General features: G+C 65.0%; 32 protein-coding genes. 6 read left to right on the top strand and 26 right to left on the bottom strand.

The features are described 5' to 3' along the window. Positions 1-33: 33 nt before the first annotated feature. From FIU88_RS17870 to FIU88_RS17755, 26 genes are all read right to left on the bottom strand, one after another. A complete protein-coding gene (locus FIU88_RS17870; RefSeq protein ID WP_152480302.1) occupies positions 34-924 on the bottom strand; it encodes a hypothetical protein in 891 nt (296 codons plus the stop codon). A 1-nt stretch (position 925) separates the two neighbouring features. Further along, the gene (locus FIU88_RS17865) at positions 926-1,156 is read right to left on the bottom strand and encodes a hypothetical protein (protein ID WP_152480301.1); all 231 of its coding nucleotides are present in this window, start codon (positions 1,154-1,156) and stop codon (positions 926-928) included. A 25-nt stretch (positions 1,157-1,181) separates the two neighbouring features. Beyond that, complete coding sequence (locus FIU88_RS17860; RefSeq protein WP_152480300.1) at positions 1,182-1,802, bottom strand: hypothetical protein; 621 nt, start codon at positions 1,800-1,802, stop codon at positions 1,182-1,184. A gap of 27 nt (positions 1,803-1,829) precedes the next feature. Next, entirely contained in the window at positions 1,830-2,186 is a 357-nt protein-coding gene (locus FIU88_RS17855) for a hypothetical protein (RefSeq protein WP_152480299.1), read from the bottom strand. Beyond that, entirely contained in the window at positions 2,179-2,340 is a 162-nt protein-coding gene (locus FIU88_RS19240) for a hypothetical protein (RefSeq protein ID WP_172977773.1), read from the bottom strand. The genes FIU88_RS17855 and FIU88_RS19240 overlap by 8 nt, the downstream gene beginning before the upstream one ends. Next, positions 2,337-3,383 (bottom strand): hypothetical protein, encoded by a 1,047-nt coding sequence (locus FIU88_RS17850; protein ID WP_152480298.1) that lies wholly within the window; start codon positions 3,381-3,383, stop codon positions 2,337-2,339. The genes FIU88_RS19240 and FIU88_RS17850 overlap by 4 nt, the downstream gene beginning before the upstream one ends. Further along, entirely contained in the window at positions 3,383-3,799 is a 417-nt protein-coding gene (locus tag FIU88_RS17845) for a hypothetical protein (RefSeq protein ID WP_152480297.1), read from the bottom strand. Before FIU88_RS17845 ends, FIU88_RS17850 begins: the two co-directional genes overlap by 1 nt. Beyond that, entirely contained in the window at positions 3,792-4,112 is a 321-nt protein-coding gene (locus tag FIU88_RS17840) for a hypothetical protein (protein WP_152480296.1), read from the bottom strand. Before FIU88_RS17840 ends, FIU88_RS17845 begins: the two co-directional genes overlap by 8 nt. 210 nt (positions 4,113-4,322) lie before the next feature. Next, a complete protein-coding gene (locus FIU88_RS17835; RefSeq protein WP_152480295.1) occupies positions 4,323-4,964 on the bottom strand; it encodes a helix-turn-helix domain-containing protein in 642 nt (213 codons plus the stop codon). A 157-nt stretch (positions 4,965-5,121) separates the two neighbouring features. Further along, positions 5,122-6,477, bottom strand: coding sequence for a helix-turn-helix domain-containing protein (locus FIU88_RS17830; protein WP_152480294.1), 1,356 nt, complete (start codon positions 6,475-6,477; stop codon positions 5,122-5,124). 255 nt (positions 6,478-6,732) lie between these two features. Beyond that, positions 6,733-7,107 (bottom strand): hypothetical protein, encoded by a 375-nt coding sequence (locus FIU88_RS17825; RefSeq protein WP_152480293.1) that lies wholly within the window; start codon positions 7,105-7,107, stop codon positions 6,733-6,735. A 10-nt stretch (positions 7,108-7,117) separates the two neighbouring features. Next, entirely contained in the window at positions 7,118-7,348 is a 231-nt protein-coding gene (locus FIU88_RS17820) for an AlpA family transcriptional regulator (protein WP_152480292.1), read from the bottom strand. 334 nt (positions 7,349-7,682) lie between these two features. After that, the gene (locus FIU88_RS17815; RefSeq protein WP_172977772.1) at positions 7,683-9,029 is read right to left on the bottom strand and encodes a site-specific integrase; all 1,347 of its coding nucleotides are present in this window, start codon (positions 9,027-9,029) and stop codon (positions 7,683-7,685) included. Between the two features lie 467 nt (positions 9,030-9,496). Beyond that, on the bottom strand, positions 9,497-10,237 hold the full coding sequence (locus FIU88_RS17810) for a hypothetical protein (RefSeq protein ID WP_152480290.1): 741 nt from the start codon (positions 10,235-10,237) through the stop codon (positions 9,497-9,499). Positions 10,238-10,350: 113 nt separating this feature from the next. Continuing rightward, the gene (locus FIU88_RS17805) at positions 10,351-11,139 is read right to left on the bottom strand and encodes a hypothetical protein (RefSeq protein ID WP_152480289.1); all 789 of its coding nucleotides are present in this window, start codon (positions 11,137-11,139) and stop codon (positions 10,351-10,353) included. A gap of 160 nt (positions 11,140-11,299) precedes the next feature. After that, entirely contained in the window at positions 11,300-11,782 is a 483-nt protein-coding gene (locus FIU88_RS17800) for a hypothetical protein (RefSeq protein WP_152480288.1), read from the bottom strand. A 93-nt stretch (positions 11,783-11,875) separates the two neighbouring features. Then, positions 11,876-12,319 carry an AlpA family transcriptional regulator gene (locus tag FIU88_RS17795; RefSeq protein ID WP_152480287.1) on the bottom strand — a complete coding sequence of 148 codons (444 nt, stop codon included), beginning with the start codon at positions 12,317-12,319 and terminating at the stop codon, positions 11,876-11,878. Continuing rightward, positions 12,319-12,462: a hypothetical protein gene (locus tag FIU88_RS19235; RefSeq protein ID WP_172977771.1), complete on the bottom strand. Its 144-nt coding sequence runs from the start codon at positions 12,460-12,462 to the stop codon at positions 12,319-12,321. The genes FIU88_RS17795 and FIU88_RS19235 overlap by 1 nt, the downstream gene beginning before the upstream one ends. Further along, entirely contained in the window at positions 12,459-12,641 is a 183-nt protein-coding gene (locus tag FIU88_RS17790; RefSeq protein ID WP_152480286.1) for a hypothetical protein, read from the bottom strand. Before FIU88_RS17790 ends, FIU88_RS19235 begins: the two co-directional genes overlap by 4 nt. A 72-nt stretch (positions 12,642-12,713) precedes the next feature. After that, on the bottom strand, positions 12,714-12,947 hold the full coding sequence (locus FIU88_RS17785) for a hypothetical protein (RefSeq protein ID WP_152480285.1): 234 nt from the start codon (positions 12,945-12,947) through the stop codon (positions 12,714-12,716). A 109-nt stretch (positions 12,948-13,056) separates the two neighbouring features. Then, complete coding sequence (locus FIU88_RS17780; protein ID WP_152480284.1) at positions 13,057-13,299, bottom strand: hypothetical protein; 243 nt, start codon at positions 13,297-13,299, stop codon at positions 13,057-13,059. A gap of 33 nt (positions 13,300-13,332) precedes the next feature. Then, positions 13,333-13,977, bottom strand: a complete 645-nt coding sequence (locus FIU88_RS17775; RefSeq protein ID WP_152480283.1) for a ParA family protein — start codon at positions 13,975-13,977, stop codon at positions 13,333-13,335. 193 nt (positions 13,978-14,170) lie between these two features. Further along, positions 14,171-14,446, bottom strand: a complete 276-nt coding sequence (locus FIU88_RS17770) for a BrnA antitoxin family protein (RefSeq protein ID WP_152480282.1) — start codon at positions 14,444-14,446, stop codon at positions 14,171-14,173. Continuing rightward, positions 14,424-14,699 (bottom strand): BrnT family toxin, encoded by a 276-nt coding sequence (locus FIU88_RS17765; RefSeq protein WP_152480281.1) that lies wholly within the window; start codon positions 14,697-14,699, stop codon positions 14,424-14,426. The genes FIU88_RS17770 and FIU88_RS17765 overlap by 23 nt, the downstream gene beginning before the upstream one ends. A 46-nt stretch (positions 14,700-14,745) precedes the next feature. Then, complete coding sequence (gene mobV, locus FIU88_RS17760) at positions 14,746-16,140, bottom strand: MobV family relaxase (RefSeq protein ID WP_172977770.1); 1,395 nt, start codon at positions 16,138-16,140, stop codon at positions 14,746-14,748. Between the two features lie 760 nt (positions 16,141-16,900). Then, entirely contained in the window at positions 16,901-17,842 is a 942-nt protein-coding gene (locus tag FIU88_RS17755; RefSeq protein WP_216647332.1) for a replication initiation protein, read from the bottom strand. 1,676 nt (positions 17,843-19,518) lie between these two features. On the opposite strand from FIU88_RS17755, the gene FIU88_RS17750 reads away from it, so the two are divergent. The 6 genes from FIU88_RS17750 to FIU88_RS17725 all read left to right on the top strand — a co-directional run bounded on the left by FIU88_RS17750 (position 19,519) and on the right by FIU88_RS17725 (position 23,476). Further along, complete coding sequence (locus FIU88_RS17750) at positions 19,519-20,460, top strand: integrase domain-containing protein (RefSeq protein ID WP_152480278.1); 942 nt, start codon at positions 19,519-19,521, stop codon at positions 20,458-20,460. Continuing rightward, positions 20,457-20,729, top strand: a complete 273-nt coding sequence (locus FIU88_RS17745) for a hypothetical protein (RefSeq protein WP_152480277.1) — start codon at positions 20,457-20,459, stop codon at positions 20,727-20,729. The genes FIU88_RS17750 and FIU88_RS17745 overlap by 4 nt, the downstream gene beginning before the upstream one ends. 222 nt (positions 20,730-20,951) lie before the next feature. Continuing rightward, on the top strand, positions 20,952-21,296 hold the full coding sequence (locus FIU88_RS17740; protein ID WP_152480276.1) for a type II toxin-antitoxin system RelE/ParE family toxin: 345 nt from the start codon (positions 20,952-20,954) through the stop codon (positions 21,294-21,296). 10 nt (positions 21,297-21,306) lie between these two features. Further along, on the top strand, positions 21,307-21,609 hold the full coding sequence (locus FIU88_RS17735) for a helix-turn-helix transcriptional regulator (protein WP_152480275.1): 303 nt from the start codon (positions 21,307-21,309) through the stop codon (positions 21,607-21,609). A gap of 436 nt (positions 21,610-22,045) precedes the next feature. Next, complete coding sequence (locus FIU88_RS17730; RefSeq protein ID WP_152480274.1) at positions 22,046-22,405, top strand: histone-like nucleoid-structuring protein, MvaT/MvaU family; 360 nt, start codon at positions 22,046-22,048, stop codon at positions 22,403-22,405. Positions 22,406-22,441: 36 nt separating this feature from the next. Next, a complete protein-coding gene (locus tag FIU88_RS17725) occupies positions 22,442-23,476 on the top strand; it encodes a plasmid replication protein (protein WP_152480273.1) in 1,035 nt (344 codons plus the stop codon). The last annotated feature ends 2,567 nt before the right edge of the window (positions 23,477-26,043 follow it).

Here is a 26,043-nt window from a genome sequence, read left to right as displayed (position 1 = left end):
AAACCACCGCCGAAAACCTCACGAGAAACCACCTCAATAACTCGGCAAACCCTGCACATTCCCGTACAGGCCGCCGTGGTTCACGTTGAAGCCGTTGGGCGGCTGCGCACCCTCCCAGCCAGCTCCATCCCACGCCGTCAGGGTGGCGAACGTCACCGGCAGCTGAAGTTGCACAAAGCGCCCAGCGCTGTCGGACGGGGAGTTGAGCGGTACACCGATGCTCTCGATCACCAGCGGGGCGAACGTCCTCTGCTTGTACTTGACCGCCAGCAGGGCCGGCGCCGTTGAGGGGAGCGCGGCCTCGACCAGGCTCGTCGCCGTTTTGTTGTCGCTTCCCGCCCACTCCATCGCCGCGGTCAGCAGCGTCCCCTCGGGAGCCAGGTATCTCGGCATTGCCCAGTCCATCAGCAGGTTGAGGGCATCCTCGACCTCCGCTTGAGGATCTCGCCAGGCACGCAGCATGAGCGTCACGTCCAACTTGATGGGCGCCATGCCGGTGAACACCTGCGTGCTGTTGAGCTTGGTGATCCCCGTGCGCCCGCGCGCATGCTCGGCGGCAGCGGCTGTCTGGTCCGCCCAGCCCCCACCAGGCGTAGACTCATCGAACTTCTTCCGCTCATCGCTGGACAGCACGCCACGGACGTTCTCGATGATGGGTTGGACCATGCCAGACTGCAGCATTGCGCTGAGGCTGGGTGTCAGTGAGCCAGCGCCACTATTCTCGAATGGCGACTGCCAGTTGAAGGTCATCTCCAGGTTCGCGTCGTCGACGAACGGACAGCGCAGAATCGGGGCAACGTCGCTCACCGGATCGCCGTGATGATCCACCTCGTAGATCGAGGCAATCAGGTTGGGGTTGAGCCCGTCCCACAGCGAGCCGACCTCTCTCATCGGCGCTGCGGCGGTCACCACCATGGTGTCCATATCAGCCCTCCTCTCGTGCGGCCGCCTTGGCAGCCTCTAACAGGGCCTGCGCATCCCGGGCACGCACCGCCACCGCCTTGAGCGCCTGTTCTGGAGTACCGAACCGCTCCAGGTCGACCCGATAGCGCACGGCGGCCGGCATGGTGGCCAGCTCAGCCAGCGCCTCGTCCACGGCCTGACAGGCGGAGGCGTGGAGCTCAGACGGCAGCGGCGTCACGTTGTTGTCAGCCATCGTTCTCTCCCGTCGGCGGGGCCGCTTACGCGGCCTCCTCCTCGTCATCGTGGGCGGTGTCGGCCAGGTAGAGCTCCACTCGAGCCACGTAGCTGGTCAGCTGATCCTGGTTGCGCTCGATCTCGCCCGGGATCTCGGTCAGCTCCTGCTCCAGAGCCTCGATGTCGGACACGGTCGGTTTCGCCTGGCGATGCGCCATCTGGCGCGGCAGCCCGGCCTCCACCAGATCGCCGATGGCCTTCTCGCGGGCAGTGCGGGCGCGCTCGATGAGTCCGTTGCCACGGTAATCGCCCTCCAGGGCCTGTTTGCGCTCGCGCAGCTGGCGGCCACGGGTGATCAGACGGGTGGTGACGGGGTTCAGCATCTCTTTCAGCTCGCGGCGGTCCTGCTCGGCATCTGAGCCGGCCACGGTGGCCTCATGAAGGCGCTGGGCCAGCGCGTCGACCTCGAACTGGACGGCACGCACAGCGTCCGAGGAGCTGCCGTGCTCAGCGACGGCGGCAGTGAATCGGCCCTGGGCACGGACATTGCTCAGGTCACGGCGCAGGCGGTCGGCCTGGCGGGTCAGTCCCAGCCACTCCGTGAACTCGGGCGAGTTGAGGGCGTCGAGGCGGCGGGCCTGATCGATCAGGTTGGTGTCGGTCATGGATCTCTCTCCTTCGGATTGCGGGTCTTACTCGTGGATCAGGCGGCGCAGGACGCCCTGATTCTTCGGCCGGTGACGGCCGCCCATGGCGCCGGCGGAGTCCTCGAGGGTGCTGACGAGGGCGAGCGCGCGATCGGGCGTCAGCGGATTGCCCAGCGCCGTGAGGCGCAGCTCGTCCATCAGGCCGGCGAGGCTGTGGTCGATGTGGCCCGTGGTGCCGAGGCGCTGGCGGGTCACGTTCAGCGCCTCGCGCACGACACAGGCCTCGCGGCGGCTCATCTCGACGCCGTGGCGCAGCTGTTCCAGCACCTGGTCGGCATCGTCGATGACGGTGATCGGGTCGAGGTCGGGATGGATCATCTGGATCGGCGTGGCATCAGCCATGGCGGTTCTCCTTGGCGGTCTTCTTGGCGTCGAGCGCGCGCCACAGGCGGCGTAGGCCACGCAGGCGCAGGAACGCGGCACGGTCGCCGCTCATGGCCTGGCGGTGGAGCCGCTCCTCGAGGCGGTCGCGCTGTAGTGGGTCGCGGGGCGTCATGACTGGTCCTTGGCGGCGGCGGCCAGCAGCTTGGCGGCCTGGTCGGGCGAGATGCCCAGATCCCGGGCGGCGGCCAGCAGTTTGTCGCGGGCGCCGGCATTGCCTCCCAGCGCGGCAGCGGCGCGGCTTCCCTTCGCTGTGCGCTTGGGCTGGGTGGTGGTGGCAGAAGCCGCCTTCGCGGCCTTGCGCAGGGCGCGCCGGGAGCGGTCGAAATCGCGGTCGCCGGTTTCTTGGGCGTTGGCCGCCATGGGGCGGCTATCTTGCTTTTGGGCCTGACGGTCGGCGGACTTCTGCGACGTGCGCTGAACCGCGGTGCCGCCGCCGCGAGCTTTCTCGATGGCCCGGGCGAGGAACATCTGGACGGCGCTGCCGCCCTCGATCTCGGACATGACGCGCAGCACGTGCTTACAGGCCACGCCTGACAAGTCGGGGTTAGTGATTTTCGGGTAGCCGGTCTCCGGGCGGCCGGCGTTGTAGCGCCCGATGGTGGCGATGTACCGACGCCGGTAGCGGTGGTGCTCGCATGTGCAGTCGAAGCGGATGCTGCCCCGGGCCAGCTCCCGCGCGGCCTTGCGCGGACTCAGGCTGCCGTTGGCGACCAGGCCCTCGAAATCGACGAACTCGACGATCACCTGGTGCCGAGCGTGCTTGCTCTGCGGGCTCGAGCTCGTCATGAATCGGGTCTCGAGGGCCCCACCCTTCACCTGGCGAGACGAGGCAGGCACCGCGGAGGGAATCTCCGTGCGAGCGCGCTTCCGGTCTTTGCTCAGGCTCAAGTCGACGACCTGGCGCACCGTGATGCCGCCCTTGAAACGACGGCCGGCGGTGCGCGCGTTCTGCCGGAATGCGGCCAAGTCCTCGTTGGTGATCGGCCGCGCCTCGCCGCCGAGCGTGGTTTCCATCATCCGCCCGGCGTCGTAGTCGCCCCGAACCTCGCTCGGATCCAGGATGTTCGCTGCCGCGCGCCGCTGCCGGGCGTCCTCGCCGAACCGGGAGCGAAGCTCCTGCGAGCTGCCTTTGACGCTGCCGATCGAGGTGGCCATCAGCCGTAAATCCCTGCCAGGACGTCCTCCAGGCTATCGCCAGCGCTCTCCAGAGCGTTCACCAGCAGGAAGGCCCTCCCTGGGCTCAGAGCATCGCCCAGAGCCACATTGCGCAGCTCCTCGAGAACGGAGTCGATGCAGTGGTTGGCGTGGCTCACTGCCTGATCCCGGCGCTCGCCGTCGAATGCTTCGACGCTGGCCGCCATAGCCTCGTGCTGAGTCATCGGCGCCGGTGATTCGGCGGGGACCGGATGCAGCATTCCGATAGCGAGCTCTACGGCCGCGTGGGCTCGATGTTTGGCGCTCTCGGTCAACTCACCGCCGTTCATCGAAGCGACGAGTTCCTCGGCGGCTTGCTCCATGGATTCACGCAGTTCGGTCTCGACGGCGGCGCACTCGTGATTGGGGTTAGGCATGGGCTTGGGCTCCTTGGGTAACGGGCTGGGCGCCCGGCGTGCGAGTGGCATCCTTCAGGGCGGTTTCCAGCCACTCAGTGAGGTCGGAAAGGCGATAGCGAACGGTCGTGTCCAGCTGGAGGTAGGGAGGAGCGGGGCGACCCAGCATGCGGCCGGTGCTGCGCGCATTGGCGAGCAGTGATAGGGACACGCTGAGGATGTCGGCGGCCTCACTGGGGCGCAGCAGTATCAAGGAGGGCTCTATGCCGTAGGCGGCGTTGATGATCGCCTCCCGCCTGGCCTTCCGGGCCTCAGCCTCACTGGTTGTCGTCATGGGCAATTCCTCGTCGCCTGAATGATCGAAATGATCGTTATGACGACAATGACCCACGCGGAGAGGGCCCCGACGGCCAGTTTTCCGCATCCGGAAAAGGAAGGGGCCAGAAACACGAAGCCCCGCACGAAGGCGGGGCTGGGGGCAGGTTGGAGTGGTGGTCTCGGCGACGAGTCGCAGACCCGGGCGGGGTCTACCACTGGGCAGTGGTCAGGCGGCGGCAATCTCGAGGTCGAGCAACGTCTCCGGTGCAGCATCGATCACCTGGCGGTCGACGTAGACGCTGGAGCGGCGGCTGAGCACACCGACTGAGGAGCGCAGAGAATCGATGGTGCTGACCAAGCGAGCACCGGCCCGGAGGTCTTCCCACTCGTCGGGGTTCAGCTCGGCCACGCGCTCCAGGGCGATCTGGACAGCATCAATCCCGGCGTCGACCTCGGCAGCGAGCTCGCGGAACTCGGCGAGATGGGCATCACGAACGACCAGGTCCTCGACGTGCCGCTCTCTCTCCCGACACGCACGCTGGTGAGACAGCCAGGCCATCTCCTTCCAGGTCGGACCCGGCTCGTCGGGCTCGGACTCTTCAGTGAGGCCCAGCAGGAAATCGGCTTTGACGCAGCAGACGACGGCGATCCGCTGGAGCATCCAGGGCGCGGCACCACCTTCGATATCGGTACCGGACTCTACGCGGGTCAGGACATCGCGACCGATGCCAACGGCGCGGCAAAGGTCAGCCTGGTTGAGACCAGCGAGCTGCCGGGCTTCTCGGACCCGGGCGCCGACCGCACGGTTGTAAGCAACGACATCTGCGGTCGTCGGTGATGAAGCATCGGAGGAAGTCGGGGCAGGCATGGCGTCTCCAAGTCAGTCGCGATCGATGACGATGGTAGACGCGCGCGCGTGAGCCCAAGTGCGGATTATCCGCACCCCCAGTAATACGCACGGACCCTGAACGCCCTCGCCTATCCCCTGTCAGGCTACGCCACAAGTAATACGCACGGACCTGTTATCACCCTTTCAGTAGTCTTGCCACCAAGGGTTGGGAGACGCCCAGCTCCTTTGCAATGGCTCGCTGTGACAGGCCTTCGTCTCGCATCTTCAGTGCTACCTGGCGGCGCTGTTCTGTGGAAGAGGCCATGTTCTTGAGATACTCCCCTCGATCGACGGCCCCTGCCTTGCGACGACGCTCTCGCTCACGCTCGGCGTGCCTCCGGGCAGCCTCAGCTTTGCTGATGATCGTCTTGAGCTTCCGTTCCTCCTCGACGGTGATCTGAAATGTGTCGATGAGGGTCTGGTTGCGGGGCGTGTAGAGCGGGCTGTATGTCTGGCCGTTGAATTCGACCGTCTCGCCGCGAGCGTGCGCCTTCGCCTTGGCGAACTGCGTACTCAGATCGCAGTCGTGATACGACCAGCCCGGGGCCAGCTCAGCGGCGAGCGTCCTGGCTTCGTAGTGCAGATGGTTGGCTTTGATCGGCTCGGCCAGGGCCATGAAGTTCAGGCACCAGTGTAGAAACAGCATCCGCTGCCCCTCGATGCTGTCGGCGCGCATCTCGGCCAGCTTACGGAGGTCCTCGAGTCGATCCCACGCGAGGGTGCGCTGTGAGAGCTTGCGGAGGCCGTACTTGCCGCCCCTGACCATCTGGAAGGGGTTGCCCTTGGGGTTGGCCTTCTCGCGCTGCTGGAGCGTCTCCCTGAGCTCTTCCCGGGGCATATCGACCAGCTCGTCAAACAGGCTGTCGAAATCGTGCCGCACCGGCTCACCGGCGACGGGATCCCGGTCGAGCCAGACAACGCGGCAGTTCTCGCCCGTGCGCGTGTTCACCGTGCCCTCGAGGCGCAGCACGCGGCTGGCATCCTTGGCATTGGCGTCGGCGCCGAGATGGGCGAACCGCTCGACCAGGTTGCGCTGGGCCAGATTCCAGCGGGGCAGGGCCTGGCGTGGTACCGGGTTCTGCAGCAGCCATTTCAGGTGGTAGCCGCGGCCGCTGAACACGATCAGGCTGGGCGCCGGGATGCCTTCATCCTTACACGCCATCAGCAGCCGCATCGCCCACTGGTCGGAATCCAGGTGGTGGCCATCGACGGGATCGATGTCGAGAAACATCAGCCCGATGCGCGTCAGATTGAGCACGCGCCTGTTGGGCTTTTTGAACTCGCCCTGACTGATGTAGGTGTCACGATCGCGCGGCGCTGCGGCGGTGACGTCAGGCAGGTAGCTCAGCGGGTAGGAGCTCTGTCGCAGCCGGCCACCGTCGGGTCGCTGTCGCGACAGGACGGAGAACCACCCCCAGCGCTGGGCGTCGTGGTAGTGCTGCGGCTCTGTGATGAGGTCTAGCTGTGCTGGGACGGGGCTGGTCGCGCTCATGTGCGCACCCCATGCCCACGGCAGGTGTCATCCCCCGCCAGTTGGGTTATACTGGGCATACAGATTCACGCCCTCCGCGGCGTCTGTAGCCCCGGTTTCCTCGTCGCCCGCCAAAGCTCAGAGGATTCCGGGGTTTCGCTTTTCTAGGGCCTCTCCCGGCCCGACTCTCACCATTGTGACACATTTCGACGTCGCGATTGGGCTGCCCGGGCGAACCCAGCGAAAAAATCGCCGGCAGGCAGCCACTTCCCTGATTCAGGCGCACGCGTCCTCAACGTCAGCCCGGCTGATTCCGCGGCGTCCCGCCCGGTAGATCGCCAGCATGATCTCGGCCTTTTCGACGCTCCCCGCCGCCAGGCGATAGTCCTGATACAGCGCTCGGCCGCCGTGGCGATGCACATGCGGGTGATCGCGCTGGACGAACTCCAGGCCCTTCTCACGCAGCTCGGCGACCGAGCTGTGCCAGCAGGTGTCTCCGTGGTCACGCAGCGCGTCCAGGGCGCACACATAGCGCTGCTCGTGGTACGCCTCGAGCAGCAAACCCAAGGCCATCTCGATCTTCAGCGGCGGGCGCACGCGGGCGTCGTCCTGTTCGGCAGCGGACAGGACTCGATCCATTGAAACGGTCATGACGCACCCCCTAGCTCTGGGCGGCGCGGCACTCGACCGCGTTATGCTCGACCCACTCCAGCAGGTCGCGGCGGCGATAGCGCACCTTGCGACCCAGCTTTACCCACTGCGGCGCTTCATGGCCCAGCAACGTCCCGCGCGAACGGGAGTTCCTGAGGGTGGCGGCCGAGACGCCAATCAGGCGGGCCGCGTCGCCGTCCGGCAGGTACTCGGGGGTGATCTGCGATGCTGCATTCTGCATAGGTTCCGTCTCCGGCTGTGCCGGCGACGACAGCGCTGGTATCCTGTTGCGGCTAGGCTCAGCGCCTGGCCCGGGATGGTTCGCTATCTCGCCGGCTTTCGTCGGTGACACGCCTGGCAGGGCGTGCCGGCTCTCAGTTGAGGAACACCCGGGCCGGACGTGTTGACGCACTCCGGCCCTTCCTTTGCCCTCTCGATGTGCTCGGCTTGTCTCTAGAGCACGCCTAGACGTTACCTGGCTGCCTCATGGTCGATTCGGCCGTTTTTCCGGGTTCGTGCGCACAAAAAAGCCGCCTCGATGGGCGGCTCTCGGTATTGCGGTGTGACAGGTGGGATCAGGCAGTGGCGTCGCGCCGGAACGGCACCACCGCGGCGCCGGGATCGCTGGCCACGTGGTCGCGCACCAGAGCGCCCCAGCGGGCAACCAGGGCGCGTTGCTCGTCGTGATACCGCTGCCGCTGATAGACGGCCTCCAGGGCGTTGGCCGGGGCATGGCCCAGCAGGCGCTCGATGACATGCGGCGGCGCGGCCAGATGCTCGCCCCATAGCGTCGCGCAGGTGCGGCGCAGGTCGTGGACGGTGAACGGCTTGGCTTGGCCGAGAGTGGCCAGCGCGCCCCCGCCCTTGCCCTGTCGGTCCGGCTGCCGCTGAAGACGCTGGACGGCACGGCTCAGGCTCGCCGGCGTCAACGCCTTGTCGCCGGTCCCGGCACGGAATACCGGCCCTGAGGCGGCGCCGATGGCGGCCAGCCGGGCGCGCAGCAGCGCCACCGCCTCCTCGCACAAGTAGACCACCCTTCCCTCCTTCGTCTTCGTGCGCTCAGCCGGCAGCCGCCACTCTCCCCGGTCGAGATCCAGCTCCTCGACGGCCATGCCGGCGACCTCGGCGCGGCGTGCCCCGGTCAGGATCAGCAGCCGAATGGCGTCGACGGTGGCCGTCGACAGACGCCCGGCGTCCAGGGCGACCCACACCTCGCGCAGCTCCTCGAGGCTCAACGCCACGTCACGTGCCCGGCCTGGCTTGCCGCCATAGGTGGCCGGCCGCATGCCGCTGGCCGGGTTTTCGGCAACCCAGCCCTGGCCGTGCCCCCACTCTAGGGCGCTGCGCAGCGTCGACAGCGTGGCGCGGGCCTGTACCGCCGAGCGCTCGGCGGCGCGGGTCAGCTCCGGGGCGATATGCTGTCGCGTCAGCTGGTCGACCGGCACGCCGTCGAGGCGCGACAGGTAGGCCTGCCAGCGCTGGCGATGGGCGGCCTGAGTCGACGTGGCCAGCTCGTCCATGCGCTCCAGGTGAGCCAGCCAGCGGCGCATCAGCTCGCCGAACAGTGGGACCACCTCACTGGCGGCCATCAAGTGGCGGGGGTCGTGGCCACGCGCGGCCGCGGCGACATGCTCACGATGACGCTCCCGGGCGGCGTCGAGGTTCCATGCCGGCCAGGCGCCTATCTGGACGTCGACGCGACGACCAGGGCGGCGGCGCAATGGCTCACCGGGTACCGCCGGCGGCAGGTGGCCGGCAGCGATCGTCAGCCGCGACAGCCACGCACGGTGGCCACTGGGGTAGATCACCAGCATCAGGCCCGGGGCCGGCGCGCCGGTGTCGGGCACGCGGTAGGGGCGATCCTTGGCGGGAAGGGTCTCGACGCGACGCGGAGTGAGGCGCGGGCTTTGGCTGGTTCGCATGATGCCCTCGTTGTCGTGGTGGCTCTGGGGCGGCCGATGGAGGCCATGGGTGAGGCGGCGCCAATGGTGTTCACGCTCTTGGGAGAAGTGTGAACACATTCGTGAATAACCCTTTAAATGTGGCGCTATCAACCGATCACTTGATTAGCTTACCACTTCCACCACCCCGGCAGCGTGAAATTTCGAGCGCACAGTCGGAAAAGTGGCGTTCGGCGAGTCGGGGAGGCTCGCTATCGTGAATCTGCCCATCCGGGAGGTCTCTCCTTCCTCACGTCGCCGGGTGGGCGTTTCATCCTTGGAAGCAAAGAGGGCAGACGCTGCGGCGCCTGCCCTCTCTTCGTTCATGGTGGGAAAACACGCCCGACTAGGCCTTGGGCGCGGGGTATCGTGAGGATGCTCCTTGGTGAAGGGGCACCCTTGGTGGGATGGGGGAGTCGCTTCGGCGGCTCCCCCTTCTCATTTCCTGGCTACTCGCCGGACAGGCGCCGGTGGGCTGCCTCCTCCTGGAGATGCTCCTGGCGCAATTCCTCCGCCCTATTCAGCACCTCGACAGGCTCACGCATCTCATGACAGCTGCGCTGGAGCATGTCGTCCTGTCCCGGGCACTGGAACCACAACCACTCATCGTCGAACTGGTACCGGACCCGGTAGCCGTCGGCACTCTCGACGTGGATCGCCTCGAGCTCCTGGTCATACCGATACTGCCAATCCCCCAGCCGCTGGTTGTGCCAATCCGACTGACGCGCCTCGATCCGGCCCAGCAGGCTGCCTACGGCGCGCCGCGCATTCTCGTTATCGCCCTCGCGGAGCATGTCGCGCACCGCCTCGAGGTCGGTATGGGCATCACGCAACAGATCCCGATCCAGCTGTGGGCTGGTCTTCATCGTCGGCATGGCGCGCTCCATCGCGTCGTTGTCCTTGGGTGGTTCCTCGCCGGTCTCGGCACAGCCCGCCGCGTCATCCCACAGGTCGCGAAACTCCTGACATGCCAGCCACGTCAGGCGGGCACGATTCGCGTGATCGTCATCCAGCTCGCTCGGCGACCACCTGTCAGCGGCAGACAATTCTGCTCGAACGACACCAGGCGCCAGAGCATTCAGTTGGCCGGACAGGCAGTCGGCCAGCTCCGCGACCAGGGCGTGACCCTCGATGGCCGAGCCCCCGGGGACCGTGTGCGCCACCTGCTCGACCAGCTCCATCGGCATCATGGACAGCTCGGCGCCATGATCTCCGTACCAGGCCCCGACCTCGCCGGCATCAGCATCAACGTCCCACCTGGCTCGACAATCAGCACGCATCGGATTCTCCTCCGCTTCACCGCTCAGTCGTTCTCGATGTTCGCGCGGAACATCAGGGCACGGGCCTGCGCCTCTTCCACGTCGATCACCGCCTCGGCGCCGGCGTCGCATAGCTCGCCGATATGGCGACTGACGATCACCGGCGACTCGCTGCGCTCTGGATCGTCCGACAGCAGCACCTCGTCATGGCGCATCATCAGCCATGCCAGGGCCGCTTTCTGTGGATCCGCGACACGCCCCGTCTTCACCAGGGCCACGAACTCGGCAGCCTCCCGGGGCAGCCAGGCGCAGGTTGCCTCTGTGGGACCATAACGCCCGAACTCGGCGGCCAGCCGCTCATCGTCGGCAGCGAGGGCTGGCTCCGGCGATGGCCGCGGCGCCATCACCTCTCCCAGGGCGTCACGCAGCACTGTCGCCAGCGACGGATAGCCGCCGGCCTCGCGCAGTATCTCGCCGGCCTCGTCGACTATCTCCCAAGTGTAGGCGCCCAGCTCGGGCTCCCTGACAACTACCGACCCGCCCTGCTCGAGCGGGAACTCGTGGATCACGCCAGGTGTCGCCACGATGCGCAGATTGACGGCCAGCCGGTGGCCGGCGTGCCAGCCGCTGTTCCAGGCGTCGCACTCGGCCGTGCCACGCTCATAGCGACAGGCCGTCTCCCGGTTGCGCTCCGGCGTCGGTGTGGGCTTGCCCGCAAGGCACCAGGCCAGGGCATAGCACCGGCCCTCATGGAACGCCTCGCTGTGTCTGCCCCGACCATCAGCCAGCATGCGCTCGGCTTCGTCGAAGTGGCGTTGCTCGATCATTGTCATCGGCCCTTCCCCTCTGTCTGGCGAAATCCCGCGGCTCGAATGCTATCCGCGGCTCGCAGCATGTCCCGCAGCGCTCGCTTGGAGCGCAGGGGGCGGGATTCCGCCCTTTGGCGGTAGGCCTCCAGAGGCGCGACGGGCAGACGCTCAGCCTTCATCGTGGTCATGCCCCCACCTCCTCGGCACCGCTCGCCTTCGGCGTCAGCTTCGGGTTCAGGGCCATGCGCTCGACGAGCGGCAGCACGCTGGACGCCATTTCCATGGGGTAGCAGTCGTACGGCAGCATGTCGTCATCGCCCGGCCGGCGAAACAGAACGGAGGTGGTGCCCAGCACGTAGTTGGCCTCATAGGCAGGCCGGTTGCCGGCCCTGACCTTGCTGGACGCTTTCACCACGCCGGCCTGCTCCGCCAGATTCCAGCGGGACGCCAGTTCTTCGTCCCACAACTCCTGACGCTCCTCGAGACGCTCCACCAAGCCGGACAGGATGCCGTGGGCCGCCTCGATCGCGGCCCGGTCATGGGCGTGGAGCCGGTCCACCCCGTCGCGGGTGATGACGGCCTCCAGCAGCAGAGCCGCACGGTTGGCGTCCCTCTCGGATTCGCAGACGATCAGCTGATCATCGTTGCCCAATTGCTCAAGACGCATGACGGCGCTCCATGACTCGTTTGTCGAACTCCACCAGCCCCGGCGTCACCAGGGCCAGCACGGTAACCACACTCAGCAGCTCAATCAGGGGAATCATGCCTCGATGTCCTCCGCTGCCTCCAGGCGACACATCGCCTGCTGCCGCATCCAGGCCTCTACCTCGGCTTCGACCCAGCGAATCATGCGAGCCCGACCGGCGGCCCGGCTCAGCACGACCGGCTTGGGGAAAGTCGGGTCGTTCTCGCGGCGGCGCTGAAGCGTAGTGCTGGGCAGGCCTGTCTTGGCGATGACGTCCTGCGTGGTCAGGAACACCAGTTCGTCCTGGTCGCCCCACGCCTGCTCCGTGGCCACCTCGCCGACAATGGGGCCGCTGTCGAGCCGCAACGCCCGAGACATGGGCAGTCCTGCCTTGCGGTCGCATTCATCAGCCAGTGTGCGAAGCAGGTTGGCCAGCTCGAACCCCGGCGACTCCTCGACGCTCGCGCGCTGCTCAGGATCCGCGATCAGGCTGCTGTCGAATATGATCGTGGTTTTCATCAGGCCGCCCTCTGGATGCGAGTTTCAGTGGATTCCCGGCGCTTCAGCGTCTGCTCGGCCGTCGGCCCGCCGGCCAACTCAAGCCGCAGAGCGTCATAGGCGTCGTCGAGGCGTTCCTGGGCTTCACGTGACAGGCGTTTCATTGGGCGGCCTCCATGCTGGCGTTGGCGGTCTCGACGCGGGCCAGCCTGGTGGCCAGCTCCATGACGGGGGCGGTGACGGGCTCGGCGCTGTACGGGGTCAGGACCTCGACCAGGGCGGCCAGCTGTCGGCGGGTCAGGGTTCCCACGCGCACACGGCGGGGCTTATCATGTACATGCATTGCGCTTCCTCCCAAGGTTTGGCGCGGTGTCATGGCTCCGGACGGCTCCACCCGTCGCGGGGCCTTTTTCGTTCAGCCCTCTAGGGCTTCGAACGGCTTCAAGACTCCTTCCTCTCTTGCAAACTTCTCCAGGTCCTCGATGCCGTGATCGGCGATCGTGCCTTGCTCCATATTGACGACATGCCAGGTGCCAAGCTCTTGCTGAGCACTCGGCGGTGTCTTATGGACCTTCCTTCCGTCCTTCTTCAGCCGGCGATTCAGCCTGGCCATCAGGGCGCGCTCGGTAACCGGCTTCTTCAGTGTCATGGGGTGGGCGTCTCGCCGTGCTGTTGTCATGGCTTCACCATAGCGCGATTTTGTGAAATCGTCAAAACGTGATTTTGTGATTTTTTGAAAACGAGCGATTCGGCACACTTCAGGCCCCGCCCTTGCGCTCCATGTACTCGTTCACGGCCGTCTCGAACACCTCAACCATGCTCATGTCGTGTGTCGCAGCGAACGTCTTCAGGCGCTTCTTGAACTCGGGATCTACCCGGAAGTTACAGGGCACCGTGGCGCCGGCCTCAGGCTTACTGGTGTGGTTGCCCACCACGTGGGCGGTCTGCGTCGGCTGCGGGGGAAGCCCCTTGCTGCCAGGCTTCTTGCTGGGTGCGGCCATGTCGGCGACTCCTTGCGTTAAAGCGTTATTTCGTTAATTCGTCACAGATTCTAGGCGGTCGATGATGGCCTGAATCAGGCGATCCGCCTGCTCACGCGGCCCCTTGTACGGGGTCTCCACCACGGACAGGCCGCCGTCCTGTGCACGACGAAGGGCGGTCTTCTCCGGTATCTGCGAGTCGAGCACGTGGTAGGGAGTCGCCTCCAGGTAGGCGCGGGCCTCCTCGAGCTCGCGAGGGCTGTCGCCGACTCGGCTCAGCGCAATGGCGATGCGCTCCACCGGCACGCCGTGCTCGCTGACCAGGGTGTTGGCCAGGATCACCGTGGGCTCTAGGTCATCCAGGGACAGGCCCGACGGCAACACCAACAGGTGCGATTTCTGTCCGATCTCGGCGGTCGCTCGCGTCGCGTGCGGGGCACCGTCCAACACCATGAGGTCATAGGCGTCGGCAATTTTCAGGGCCTGCCCCACGGTGCCGAATGTCTCGACGGCCACCACGGGCTCAACACCTCGGCCCAACCGGCGCTGAAGCCAGGTGAAGCTGGTGGACTGGTTGATGTCGAGGTCGCCGATCTTCACGTTCCAGTCGGCGGCGGCGTAGGTCGTGGCAATGGCCCGGGCCACAGTGGACTTGCCCACCCCGCCCTTCTGGCTCACCACGCCGATGATGTAGCCCATGGCGTCTGTCCCTCCTTGCGTTATTGCGTTAATTCGTCAAAGCGTTACGAGTGGGGCCGCTCTATGTCAGGAAAGCGCCACCCGATGGGATGTCCCTGACAGTATAACGCAATAACGAAATAACGCTTTAACGCAAAAAAGAAAGCCGCCTCGATGGGCGGCTTCCTCGCAGGTTCGGGGCTGAGCTGAAAGGTCAGCCGTGCCCGTGGCCATGCTCGCGAATGTACTGCTTCAAGGCCTGGTCGATGCGGCGTTGCCAGCCTTCGCCTTCCTCCTTGAAGTGCTCGATCACCTCTTGGGAGAGGCGAATCGAGGTCTTCACCTTCGTCGGCGCGTGCTGCTTGCCACGCTGGCCGATGGTGCGCTGAAGGTTGGCGGGCAGAACCTCCGACATGGGACGCATACGCTTCACGTCGGCGTCGGTGAGCTCGCGGACCTCGCCGTCCTTATCCGTGAGTCGCGTTTTCATAGCGGCGTACCTCCCGTGGGTTGGCCTTCCTCAGGCTGATGACTCGGATCCCGTCCTCGATCGGCGTGAAACACACTACATGGACGCGCTGACCGATCTTCCCCATGGCGATGAAGCGACGCTCCGGGTACTCGAAACGGTTGTCTTCCGAGAACACCGCCCCTTCCCAGTCGAAGCGCTCGACCTCCGTGAAGGGGAGGCCTCTCTCGCGCTCGTTCCTGGCGCTCTTGTTGGGATCGAAGTCGATGATCATGGATTTAATTGTATGGACAAAAAGAAAGGAAGGGAAGTTCCTTCGCTCAGCGCTCGAACGGCGAGCGTGACGACATGCCCGGCCAGGGCTTCGCCGGGGTCGCCTCGCGGGCAGGGCCACTCTCCGGCGCCTTGGGAGCCTCCCCCTCGATCAGGGCGCGCCCCTTCGGCGTCAGGGTGCCGTCCACCTCGAACAGGCCGCTCTCTGCCCAGGCGCCCAGCGTCGCCTCCAGGTCATCGCGCTTCACTGCCAAGCGCCACGCACGCACGCGCTCGCCGCTCTCCAGCCGGGCCAGGGCCTCGGGGGTCAGGCGAAGCAGCCGGGCAGCTCGCTCGTCCTCGAGGCGCTGACGCTCCTTGCGCTCCGCTTCCTGCCGTTGGGCCTCCTCACGCTTGCGAGCCTCTTCGGCCTCACGACGTTGCCGGCGGCACTTCCGGGCGAACCCCTCGATCTTGGCGACTTCCTCCGCGGACAAGCCGCCTGCCAGAGCCGTCAGGCGCTCCCGAGTCTGCCGGTGGGCTTCACGCTCCTTCTCCAGGGCGGCCTCCGTGCGCCGAGCTGTCTCTTCCATCTCGTCCGCGCGGCGGCGATCAAGGTCGGCCGTCGCCGCCCTGGCCACCGTAGGTGCGTAGTGCTCAACCACGAAGTTCGTCACCCGGGCGGCGTGCTCTTCGGGGCTCTCACGGCCCCACAGCAGCCCCTGGCGGGTCAGGTCGTCAGGCGACAGGCTCAGGTTCTCGGCCAGGCCACGGGCCAACGCTTGGTGATACGCCTTGGTGGTGACATGTGTCGCCGCGGAGTGGCGAAGTCCCCGGCGCAAACCATGCGGGGTGGCCACCTCCTCGGCGAACCTCGTCTGGAGCTCGCGAAGCTGGTCACGGCGGCCCATGAAGTGCGTCGCGCTCAACGCCGTGCGAGCCGGCACGTCGAAGGTCTTCGGGCCCCGGACCCACTCGCCACCTTGCTTCCCCAGGATGACGTTGCGCGTGCGCGTGGTCGCCGGGTAGTCCACCAGTGGCACCGCGTAGACCACCAGGTGGGGCGTGCGCTCATCGAGCTGGACGTTCACCCCGACGATGTTCTCGGCACCGTGGCGAGCCTCCAGGAAGGCTAGGGCGTCGCTGAAGTAGCGTCTCCACTCCACGGGGCCTCCCTGCTCGGCGAACACCTCATGAGGGCCCGTCACCACGTATTCGATGGCCCGCACCGAGTCAGCGGCCACGTTGTCGGCGAAGGCCAGGCGCCCACGGATCGCGGCACGCAGCTGGTCAGGGCCCGACGCCGGCCGCCAGTCTTCGTTGAGGTGCGTCCGCTCCGGGTCGGCGTGTGGTACCGACATCGTGCGCCAGGTATGAGCGGCACTGCCCCCCAGCTTGTGGCGGTTGAGCTTCGTCGCGCGGATGACGGCGTTGTTGCGGGTGGTCTTCGTGCGAGCTGCCATGATGGCCCTCCGTGTCGTGGTCGAGATCCAGAGGGCCGGCATGTCCGCCGCCCTCGCATCTCTATAAGGGGTCCAACACGGTGTGTTTGCGGCTCGGCAGCGAAAAAATTGGTGGTTTCCAACCAGCGACCAGGGATCACATCGGCTGTGACCCCCTACGGATGGGCAGCACGGCGGGAGGCAGGCACTACGGCGGTTCTGCACCAGGAGGGGAAGGCCCTATGGCCTTTCAGGCAGAGGGTAGGACGCCACTACGGGCGGTCTGTCGCCAGCTGAAGAGCCCTATGGTCGATCAGCGAGCCAGACTGAAGCCCCGTAACTCACTCTGGGCGTTCTGCAGAATGGTGGGGGGACCCTCGGATTTATTTCCGACCCTGCCGGAATCCGGTATCGGGCGCCGACGTCCCGCGCACCTGACGGCAGCAGGTGTACGCACGTCGGCATACCCTGTCCGGGGTGGCAGGCCGACATCAGGGCGCACTTCACGATCACGTCTGGCGGCACGTTCACGTCACAACGCGCGGAGCGTGCCAGCCTCGCAGAGCAGGACACCCGCGGCGCACCGACAGCCACTCGTGGCGTAGGGGTACGCCGCACATCCTGCCATTCGCCCGCGCCGCAATCTGTGGCATTTCGGTTCATTTTGCTGCATTCCGAAGGGGCGCGCTTGGTGCCCTACACCCTCTAGGTCCAGTGCTTCTACCAGCCCAACCCCCACCCTACGGGTGCCCTATCTGATATAGGCTATTGACTCACCCTGTCAGCCTGACCGCTTCAACCAGCGACTCACCGTCTTCTGAGGCACTCCAACCAGGTTGGCCACTTCCCGCTGCGACTTGCCCTGGCCGACGAGCTCGAGCACGCGCGGCATCAGCTCCTCACGACGCTTGGCACCCTTGGCCTTGCCACCCTTGCGGCCCCGCTTGGCTTGAATCTCGGGTGTGTGCGTGCGCTCCACGAAGTCCCTGAAGGTCTCCGGGCTGAACCGCTTCCACGTCCACTTGGCCACGCTCCGGGCGATGCCTTCGACTTCCTTGGCCGGCAGCGGCGTCGTGAATGCGCCCTGGATGTCGCCGGCCACCTCGACCAGGTGCGCCTTGAAGCGCTCTTCGCCGCCCGGCCCCCAGAAGTCGCGCACGGCCCGGTAGGCGTGATGCCTCAGCCGCTCGAAGGTCTCGCAGTTGCGCCCCAGACCGGCGATCTCGTCATTCGCGGCCTTCTCGAAGGGGATCAGCGTCAGCTCGTCGGCCAGCTCGCCCAGGGCGTAGGCATCGGCCCACTGGTGGACGCGCCAATGGGCGTGAAGCGGATTCTTGACCAGGGTGCGGGCATAGCCGCGGTCAGCCTGTAGCGCGGCTCTCAGGCTGCGCTCGACGGTCTCGGCATAGCGCAGCGGTCCCAGCCGGGCGGCATTGGTGCGCGCCACGGGGACGGTCAGGGCATACAGCAGGTGCGCATGGCCGTTCTCGGGGTTCTGGCAGGTCAGGGTGGGCGCCGGCACGCGGCGGTCTTCCCAGTCCAGCACGGCCTCGGGGCGGTCGACATCGAACATCAGCCACCGGACCATGCCGGCGGTGTTGGGCTCGATAAGGCGATAGCCCAGCGCTTTGCTCCGGATGCGGATCCGGTTGTCGACGGCCGGATCGTTCGCGCAGCGTGGGCGCGCCGGCAGCGTTTCGGCGAAATGGCTCACGGCCTCCATTGCCGTTGGCTCCTCAAATCGTTGAGCCGCCCGGCTGCCGCCGCTATCATGGACGAAGCGGTGACGCACAAGCGGCATCGTGGTGATGGCTAGACGGCTGAACGGCCCTCAAAGCGATCACGTTGTTGATATGCCCCACCAGCCAAGGCGGGGAATCCAACGCGGCGAGCTGCCCTCCCTCAGGGCGCCGCGTTGCGAGACATGCGGGCTTCTCAGCCCCACTCCAGACCCTCGGTGTTGCCAGCACCGGGGGTCTTTCGCTTTCGGGCTCCGGCGTGCCAGCGCCAAGAACCCGACTCGAATCAGTCTACTACCGCTGTTGGTGCCTTCGGAACCATCGTTACAGGGGTGGGTGCTCGTGGGTCTTCATGGGCAATGACATTGCCGATTCGCCCCAAAGGCGCCGCACAAGGCGCTATGAGCTGCGCACCTCTCAAACCGACCATTGGCCTACCCCATCCCCTTATCGGCGCTCACGCAGCCACAGGGGCGCGAGACGAGGCGCTCGCATTGCTATTCATCAATGCTTCCTGCCCTTTCAACCCTTGCTACCCCTCAATACTTGCTTGTGGGGGATAAGCCGGCGCCGGCTCATCCGGCGACGGCACGGCCGGGCCCGGATAATCCGTTCACGGTGGACTTCACAGCGCCTCGAGACCGCGATAGCCTGACCATGCTGATGTCGCCGATGGCGACCGGGGATGCCGGCCTCGTTACCAATTCGGACTATGCAGTCTCGCCCACGGGCGACGGGGTAGCTGGCCCCGAAACTCCGCACAGCATTTTCTCCTCGGCCCTCGTGCCCTGCTGAACCGGGCTTCGTGCCCTGCTCCGCTTCCGGCGGATGACCTGAACCGCCTTCGCTCGCGCCTGCCTGCGTCGGCACTATGCCCAAGGTGCGCCCTCTCAACGGCACCCTGTCGCATCTGAACCCGACCTCGAGCCTCCCCGCCGCCATCCCCAAGGCGGATGATCCCCTGCGGCCATGCCGCACGCTTCGCCCTGCCAGGCGAATGACCTCCTCCAGTCGTGGGCCCTGCCCGCTGCTGGATGACCTCCCCGGCCCATCGCGGCCGTGATCCAAGACGGCCCGCTCCGCCGCTGGCGTGGTGTGCGTGTTCGCTGGAGTGCTTCCGGGCGCGTCACAGGCAATTCACCGCCGACGCCCGGGCGCTCTTCGCGACCCGCACGCCGCCCAGCCAAGGGCGCCGCCGTCCTGCCCATGCGTCTCTGTCGCGTCAGCACAGAGACGCATGGGCCTACCACCCCGGGAGCCCGCTATTCACGGGCCTCTCGGCTTCACGCTCGCCGGACGAAAACCGGCGAACTGACTTCCCCATGAATACCAGCGGCGCAACGCCGCATGACCTGAAACGCCGTCCCTGTGCCAGCAGGACACGGCGACGTGACGACGATCTCGGGCGGCCCTTCGCAAGGGCCGGGCCCTTGGCCTACGCCGGAGCTGGCAGCGCCTGACGCTGCCGGCGCGCGCATCCCCCGCGCCATAGCACCCGATGAGATCCCGTCACCACACACGCGATACCAGTCCGCCGATCTGCCGCCGGCGTGAAACAAGCGGCTACCCCAAGGCTTGCGCGTGCCTCAACGCAGCGAATCACTTACCGCCAACGGCGGGGGATGGGGTCGACCAGGAGCACCAGGAACAGGAGGAGGGCATGGCCAAGGCCAACAACTTCGGCTTGCGAACACGGGATCTCGCCAAGGCGGGGACCTTCGCCGCCAACCGCGCGGCCCGGGAGGGCGTCGCCTCGTATGCGTCTGCGGCGGCGCTGGGCGACCGCTGGCAGGCGTTCGCCGCCTATGCCAGGCAAGAGGGCATCCGGCGCATGGAACACGTCACAGCGCAGCACGTGGCCGCCTATGGCCAAGGTATCGCCGAGCGCGTCGCCGCTGGCGAGCTGTCGGCCAGCTACGGGCAGAACCTCGTGTCGGCGGTGAATAGCGTCATGCGGCTGGCCAGCCAGGGACGGTGGCAGAGCGTCAGCCCCACCAAGGACTGCGGCATCGAGAAGCGCTCGAATGTGCGGCAGGAAGCGCCCCAGGGCGTCGAGCGCGGCACCGTGGCCACCGTCGCCGACACCCTGCGCACCAGCGGGAATGAACGCGGCGCCGCGGTGGTGGAGCTGGCCCGGGAGTTGGGCCTGCGCAGCAAAGAGGCCTCACTGATCGACGCTCGAGCAGCACTGAGGCAGGCCCAGCAGGCTGACCAGGTCACGATCACCAGCGGCACCAAGGGCGGCCGGGAGCGCACGGTCCCTGTCACGACACAACAGCAAGTCGCGGCCCTGACCAGGGCCGACGATGCCCAAGGCGGGGCCCGGAGCCTTGTTCCACCGGAACAGAACTGGCGGGAATGGCGAGAGGGCGGCCTACGCGATGCCCGAGAGGCGCTCCAAGCCGCGGGCATCGGGCGCCTTCACGAGCTGCGGGCCGCCTACGCCGCCGAGCGGTGCCAGCAGCTCACCGGTCACCAGCCGCCGATGCTGGGCGGCCAGGCCAGCCGGGAAGCGGATCGAGCGGCACGCCTGGCGATCGCCAAGGAGTTGGGTCACAGCCGCGTGGCGATCATGACGGCCTACATCGGGAGGGCAGCATGAGGCTACCGGCAGAGGTCCGGCACCGGCTCAACCTCCACGCCCGCAAGGGCGGCAAGGCTGCCAGGCGCCGGCAGGTGAAGCGCGCGGAGGCCTTCGCGACCTGGTGCGGCTGCGATCCCCGTCAGATCGGCAAGGCGCACATCTACGCCTACTTCAGAGCCCAAGGCTTCGCGCCTACCACCGCCCGCGACCACTGGTATGCAGTGCGGCTGCTTTGGCAGGCGACGGGCAGGCCTGGCGATCCGCCCAAGCCACCACAGGTGCCGTGAGGCGCTCATTTGCCCATATGAGTAAATGAGTATTTGAAGCAATGAAGTCTTGATGGCGGCCAGACGCAGAGGCGCCCCACCGTTGCCGGCAGGGTTCTGGACGGAACAGGCCCCCGCTGCTGCGTGGGCGAGCGGGATCGATGCGCCCGGGACCATTAAGGGCTTTACAATAGGCCAAGACCTATATAGGATATAACCTATAAACAGAAAAAGAGGTAGCCGATGTGGTCGATAGAACAAACCGAGACATTTGAAGACTGGTATTACTCGCTGGATGACGTTGATCGCGAGAACGTCCTGGCATCGATGCTGTTACTCCAGGAGAAGGGGCCGATGTTGTCACGCCCGCATGCTGACACCGTGAACGGCTCCCGGTATCCCAACATGAAAGAGTTGCGGATCCAGAGCCAGGGCAAGCCCTTCAGGGCCTTTTTCGCGTTTGATCCCAACCGAACCGGCCTGCTGCTTTGCGCCGGGGACAAGGGTGGGAATGAGAAACGCTTTTATGATGAGATGATTCCAATAGCTGATCGGGAATACGCCGCGCACCTGGAATCACTGAAGTGAGGTGAAAACGATGGCACGCAAACTGGAACAGCTTCTGGCCAACGAGAAACCGGAAGTCGTTGCGGCTGCGAAAGCGAAAGCCGACGAGATGCTGCTGGAACTGCGACTCTCGGAGGTCCGCCGTCTCGTAGAGATGACTCAGGCTCAGATGGCAGACGCTATGGGCGTCAGGCAACCGACTGTCGCCGGCATGGAGAAGGGCGGGCAAGATCTTCGCCTGAGCTCGATCAAACGCTACGTTGAGGCAGTAGGCGGCCGAGTCCGTCTGGATGTCGAGCTACCTGACGGTAGCCACCATGGCTTCCCGGTCTGAAGCCAGCGCCAGGGCGGGCGAAGCGTCCGCCCCTCTCTGATTACGTCAGACTCCTCGCGGGTCCTGGCTCAGGTGGCCACCGCCTCTACTTCCTCAAATCATCATTTTAATAAGTAGAGACAGGGATAGCCAGCACAAGCTACATTTTTTGTGGTTTGTTGGCGTCACTCACTGCCGTGTTTTTTCAACATAAACGGATGCTTTTAAAGGGTTTTTTACTCATTCGCACAGCTTACTAGGAGGCTGTACTCAAAATCTGAGCTTCCCTACGGGTTATCCCCTTGCGGATTTTGCCAGAGAGCATCGTTCCAAGCGCCTCCCAAGGGTGGCTCGGGGGTGCGAATCCGGGCGACCTCATCGAGGTAACGCCATTGACACCACCCTTCCCTACCGCCAATATGTGCTTTGCACACTTGCTATACCCAAAGGAATCACGATGAGCATGCTTTCCAGGTACTCCCAGCTTGAGCAGGAAGCCGCTGAGATCCGCAAAAAGTTGCAGGCTTTAGAAGAGTCTCCTCAGTTCCAGCAGGAAAAGGAGTTTCTTGATAAGCTGAAGTCTTTGATGAATGAATATGACAAGTCTCCTGGCGAAGTTATTTCCACATTAGCTCCAGAGCCTACTTCCGAGTCTCCCAGCATCAAAAGAAGGAAGAAGCGGAAGCTAAAAGTTTACAAAAACCCGGAGACTGGCGAAGTTGTCGAAACTCGAGGCGGTAACCAGAAGACTCTGAAGGCATGGAAAGATCAGTACGGCTCAGAAACCGTTGATTCCTGGATCATTGAAGAGAAATAACAGGTTACATTTAGCAGCAGGCTGTAGGGGCTTAGAATGTCGAAAAAACGCGGCGATGACAAAGACATACAGGCAATAGCGGTGAGCAAGACACCCCAGCTCGACCTATTCAGCCTGCTGGATACTCGTGATAACGATTACAGCAATAGCATCGACATTTATGACTCTTTGCCAAAATACTCATTGGACCGCCGCCGTCGCTTTACAGATATTCGTCAAGCTGCTGCGAGAGAAAGAGAGTGCCGGGTGGGCGGAAGGGTTATCAAAGTAAAGGTTCGCCCTGCCCTTATTGAAACACGCCCCGGGGAACCGGAACTTGTTTATCCTGGTGAGCGTGAAGAAATCATAGAAGATGCTTTAAGGAAACTCGCCGTAAACGGCGGTATCGCAATGATTGATGGCAAGGTCGGCGTACTCTTTACTTTTTACCAGCTTCGCAATGAGCTTAAAAAGAACAATCACGAATTCAAGCTGAGCGAAATAAAAGAGGCTATACTTGTGTGTCGGGGCGCACAACTTGAAACGGTTTCCGAAGATGGGGAGACGGTAATTTCGTCCAGTTTCTTTCCAATGGTAGGGTTAACTACAAGGAAAGACCTCAAACTTCGCGAAGGCGATACCAAGTGTTATGTGCAATTTAACCCATTGGTGACAGACAGCATCCACAACCATACTTTCAGGCTGTACGACTATAAAACATCCATGTCGATCAAGAGCCCATTGGCTCGCTATATTCATAAAAGGATGAGCCACCACTGGAGCCAAGCCTCTTCCAGCAACCCCTACACGCCGCGCCTTGTCTCGTTCCTCAAAGGCAGCCCACGGGGCCTCACTGAGCCCATGTCGACTAACGTGAGAGCCATGAAGACAGCGCTTGAAACACTAAAACAGCACAATGTCATTGAAAGCTACGATGACAGCGAGCGAATTAAGGATGGAAAAAAACTAGCTGATATAGTTTATAAGATATACCCTACTAAACAGTTCGTTAAGGTTGTCAAAAAGGCAAACTACAAGAACGGTGTATTGTCTACCAGGAAGGCACTAAAAGACTCTGGACAGAGAGAATAGTCCTGACTGAGACCCCTCATTTATAAACTGGCCGCAGGGAGTACCTGCGGCCAGTTTTATTACATGATGCTGGTCATCCCTCCTCTCCCCAGGATAGGTGAGGGCATTGCACAGTAGGCTGCCCCGGCGCAGGCAGCCGGCCGCGCCGGTATGTGGGAATGCTGCACAGCAGGCCGCCCTGGGCGCCGCCTGCCGGGCCTAGCGTAGGTGGGAACGCTGCGCCATTGGCCACCTCGAGCACCCGCTGCCGCCCCCACCGATCGGTGGGGATGCTGCACAGTTGGCCGCCCTCGGCGTCAGCACCCGGCCGTGGCGGTAGGTGGGAACACTGCACAGCTGGCTGCCCCGGGCACCCGCTGCCGACTGCACCGGATCGGTGGGGATGCTGCACAGTTGGCCGCCCTCGGCGCCAGCACCCGGCCGCGGCGGATCGGTGGGAACGCTGCACAGCAGGCCGCCCTCGGCGCCAGCACCCGGCCGCGTCGGTAGGTGGGGATGTTGCACAGCAGGCCGCCCTCGGCGCCAGCACCCGGCCGCGGCGGATCGGTGGGAACGCTGCACAGCAGGCCGCCCTGGGCGCCAGCTCCCGGCCGCGTCGGTAGGTGGGGATGTTGCACAGCAGGCCGCCCTCGGCGCCAGCACCCGGCCGCGGCGGATCGGTGGGAACGCTGCACAGCAGGCCGCCCTGGGCGCCAGCTCCCGGCCGCGGCGGATCGGTGGGAACGCTGCACAGCAGGCCGCCCTGGGCGCCGCCTGCCGGGCCTAGCGTAGGTGGGGATGTTGCACAGCAGGCCGCCCTGGGCGCCGCCTGCCGGGCCTAGCGTAGGTGGGGATGTTGCACAGCAGGCCGCCCTGGGCGCCAGCTGCCGGCCGCGCTGGTAGGTGGGAACGCTGCACAGCTGCTGCCCCGGGCACCGGCTCCCGGCCGCGTCGGTAGGTGGGGATGTTGCACAGCAGGCCGCCCTGGGCGCCGCCTGCCGGGCCTAGCGTAGGTGGGGATGTTGCACAGCAGGCCGCCCTGGGCGCCAGCTGCCGGCCGCGCTGGTAGGTGGGAACGCTGCACAGCTGCTGCCCCGGGCACCGGCTCCCGGCCGCGTCGGTAGGTGGGAACGCTGCACAGCTGCTGCCTCGGGCACCGGCTCCCGGCCGCGTCGGTAGGTGGGGATGTTGCACAGTTGGCCGCCCTCGGCACCGGCTCCCGGCCGCGTCGGTAGGTGGGAATGCTGCACAGCTGCTGCCTCGGGCACCGGCTCCCGGCCGCGCCGGTAGGTGGGAATGCTGCACAGCAGGCCGCCCTGGGCGCCGCCTGCCGGGCCTAGCGTAGGTGGGGATGTTGCACAGCAGGCCGCCCTGGGCACCGGCTCCCGGCCGCGTCGGTAGGTGGGAACGCTGCACAGCTGCTGCCTCGGGCACCGGCTCCCGGCCGCGTCGGTAGGTGGGGATGTTGCACAGTTGGCCGCCCTCGGCACCGGCTCCCGGCCGCGTCGGTAGGTGGGGATGCTGCACAGTTGGCCGCCCCGGGCTCCCGGCCCCTCTCCTGGCAAGGGAAGGGGGCTGCGACGATCGCAAACCCGCTGCAAATAGCACGATAGCTGCCATCGGTTGCGAAAGGACGATCAGCACTAGACATCCAGCTATGTCGGTAGGTGGGAATGCTGCACAGCTGGCTGCCCCGGGCGGCGGCTCTCCCGGCCGCGCCGGTAGGTGGGGATGTTGCACAGTTGGCCATCTCGGGCGCCAGCTGCCGGCCACGCCGGGTAGCTCGCAGGAGAACCAACGATCGCTGACGGCATCCATGAAACCACGATGAGCACCGGCAACAGCCCTACCCTCTCCTAGGCTCACGCGCTAACCCAAGACTCCCCTACCCTCATACCTAAGCCCGGCCCAGTCGAGGTACAGCTGACCATGGTTCTGTCTCCGAGCTGTCGACCCGGGCCTGTAAGGTCGCGCTCCAAATGTTAACGGTATAAAATGGGTACTCAGCCGGGCCTGTATCCACATTTCCTGTGGGCAACCTTGTGGGTAAGTGCTATTTCATAGGTGGGAATGCTGCACAGAAGTCGGGCACTTTCGGTGGGGATGTTGCACAGGTTACTTTTTGACCAACTGAATGGCCGTTTCTTTCGGTGGGGATGCTGCACAGAAGCGGAGAGCCCAGACGACCGAGCGCTTGTCAATCCCAAGTGCAGCCATTTCCATAGGTGGGAATGTTGCACAGTTGGCGCCATCACCCCGTAAAATGTGGACAATTTCGACTTTCCTGTGGGTATCTCCTGAATAACTTTCGGCTGTAGGTGGGAATGCTGCACAGCAAGCGGTGGGGATGCTGCACAGCAAGCGGTGGGGATGTTGCACAGAAGATTTGCCACTTATCCTTTCCACTCATGGGCTTAGGAGTTTTTCTACCATCCCTATCCCTGTTTTAGCCCCGCCTAAACCCTATAGCCCTTTAAAACCCTATAACCCACTGTCGACTTGGGCCGCTCTCCAGCCAGGCTTGGTCAGTCACATCAGCCACGAAAGCTCCAATCCGCTCCGTTGCTCTACATGGCAGTGGCTACACC

Source organism: Halomonas sp. THAF12, assembly GCF_009363675.1.
Taxonomy (GTDB): Bacteria; Pseudomonadota; Gammaproteobacteria; order Pseudomonadales; family Halomonadaceae; genus Halomonas; species Halomonas smyrnensis.
This window is presented reverse-complemented; position numbering and strand designations above follow the sequence as displayed.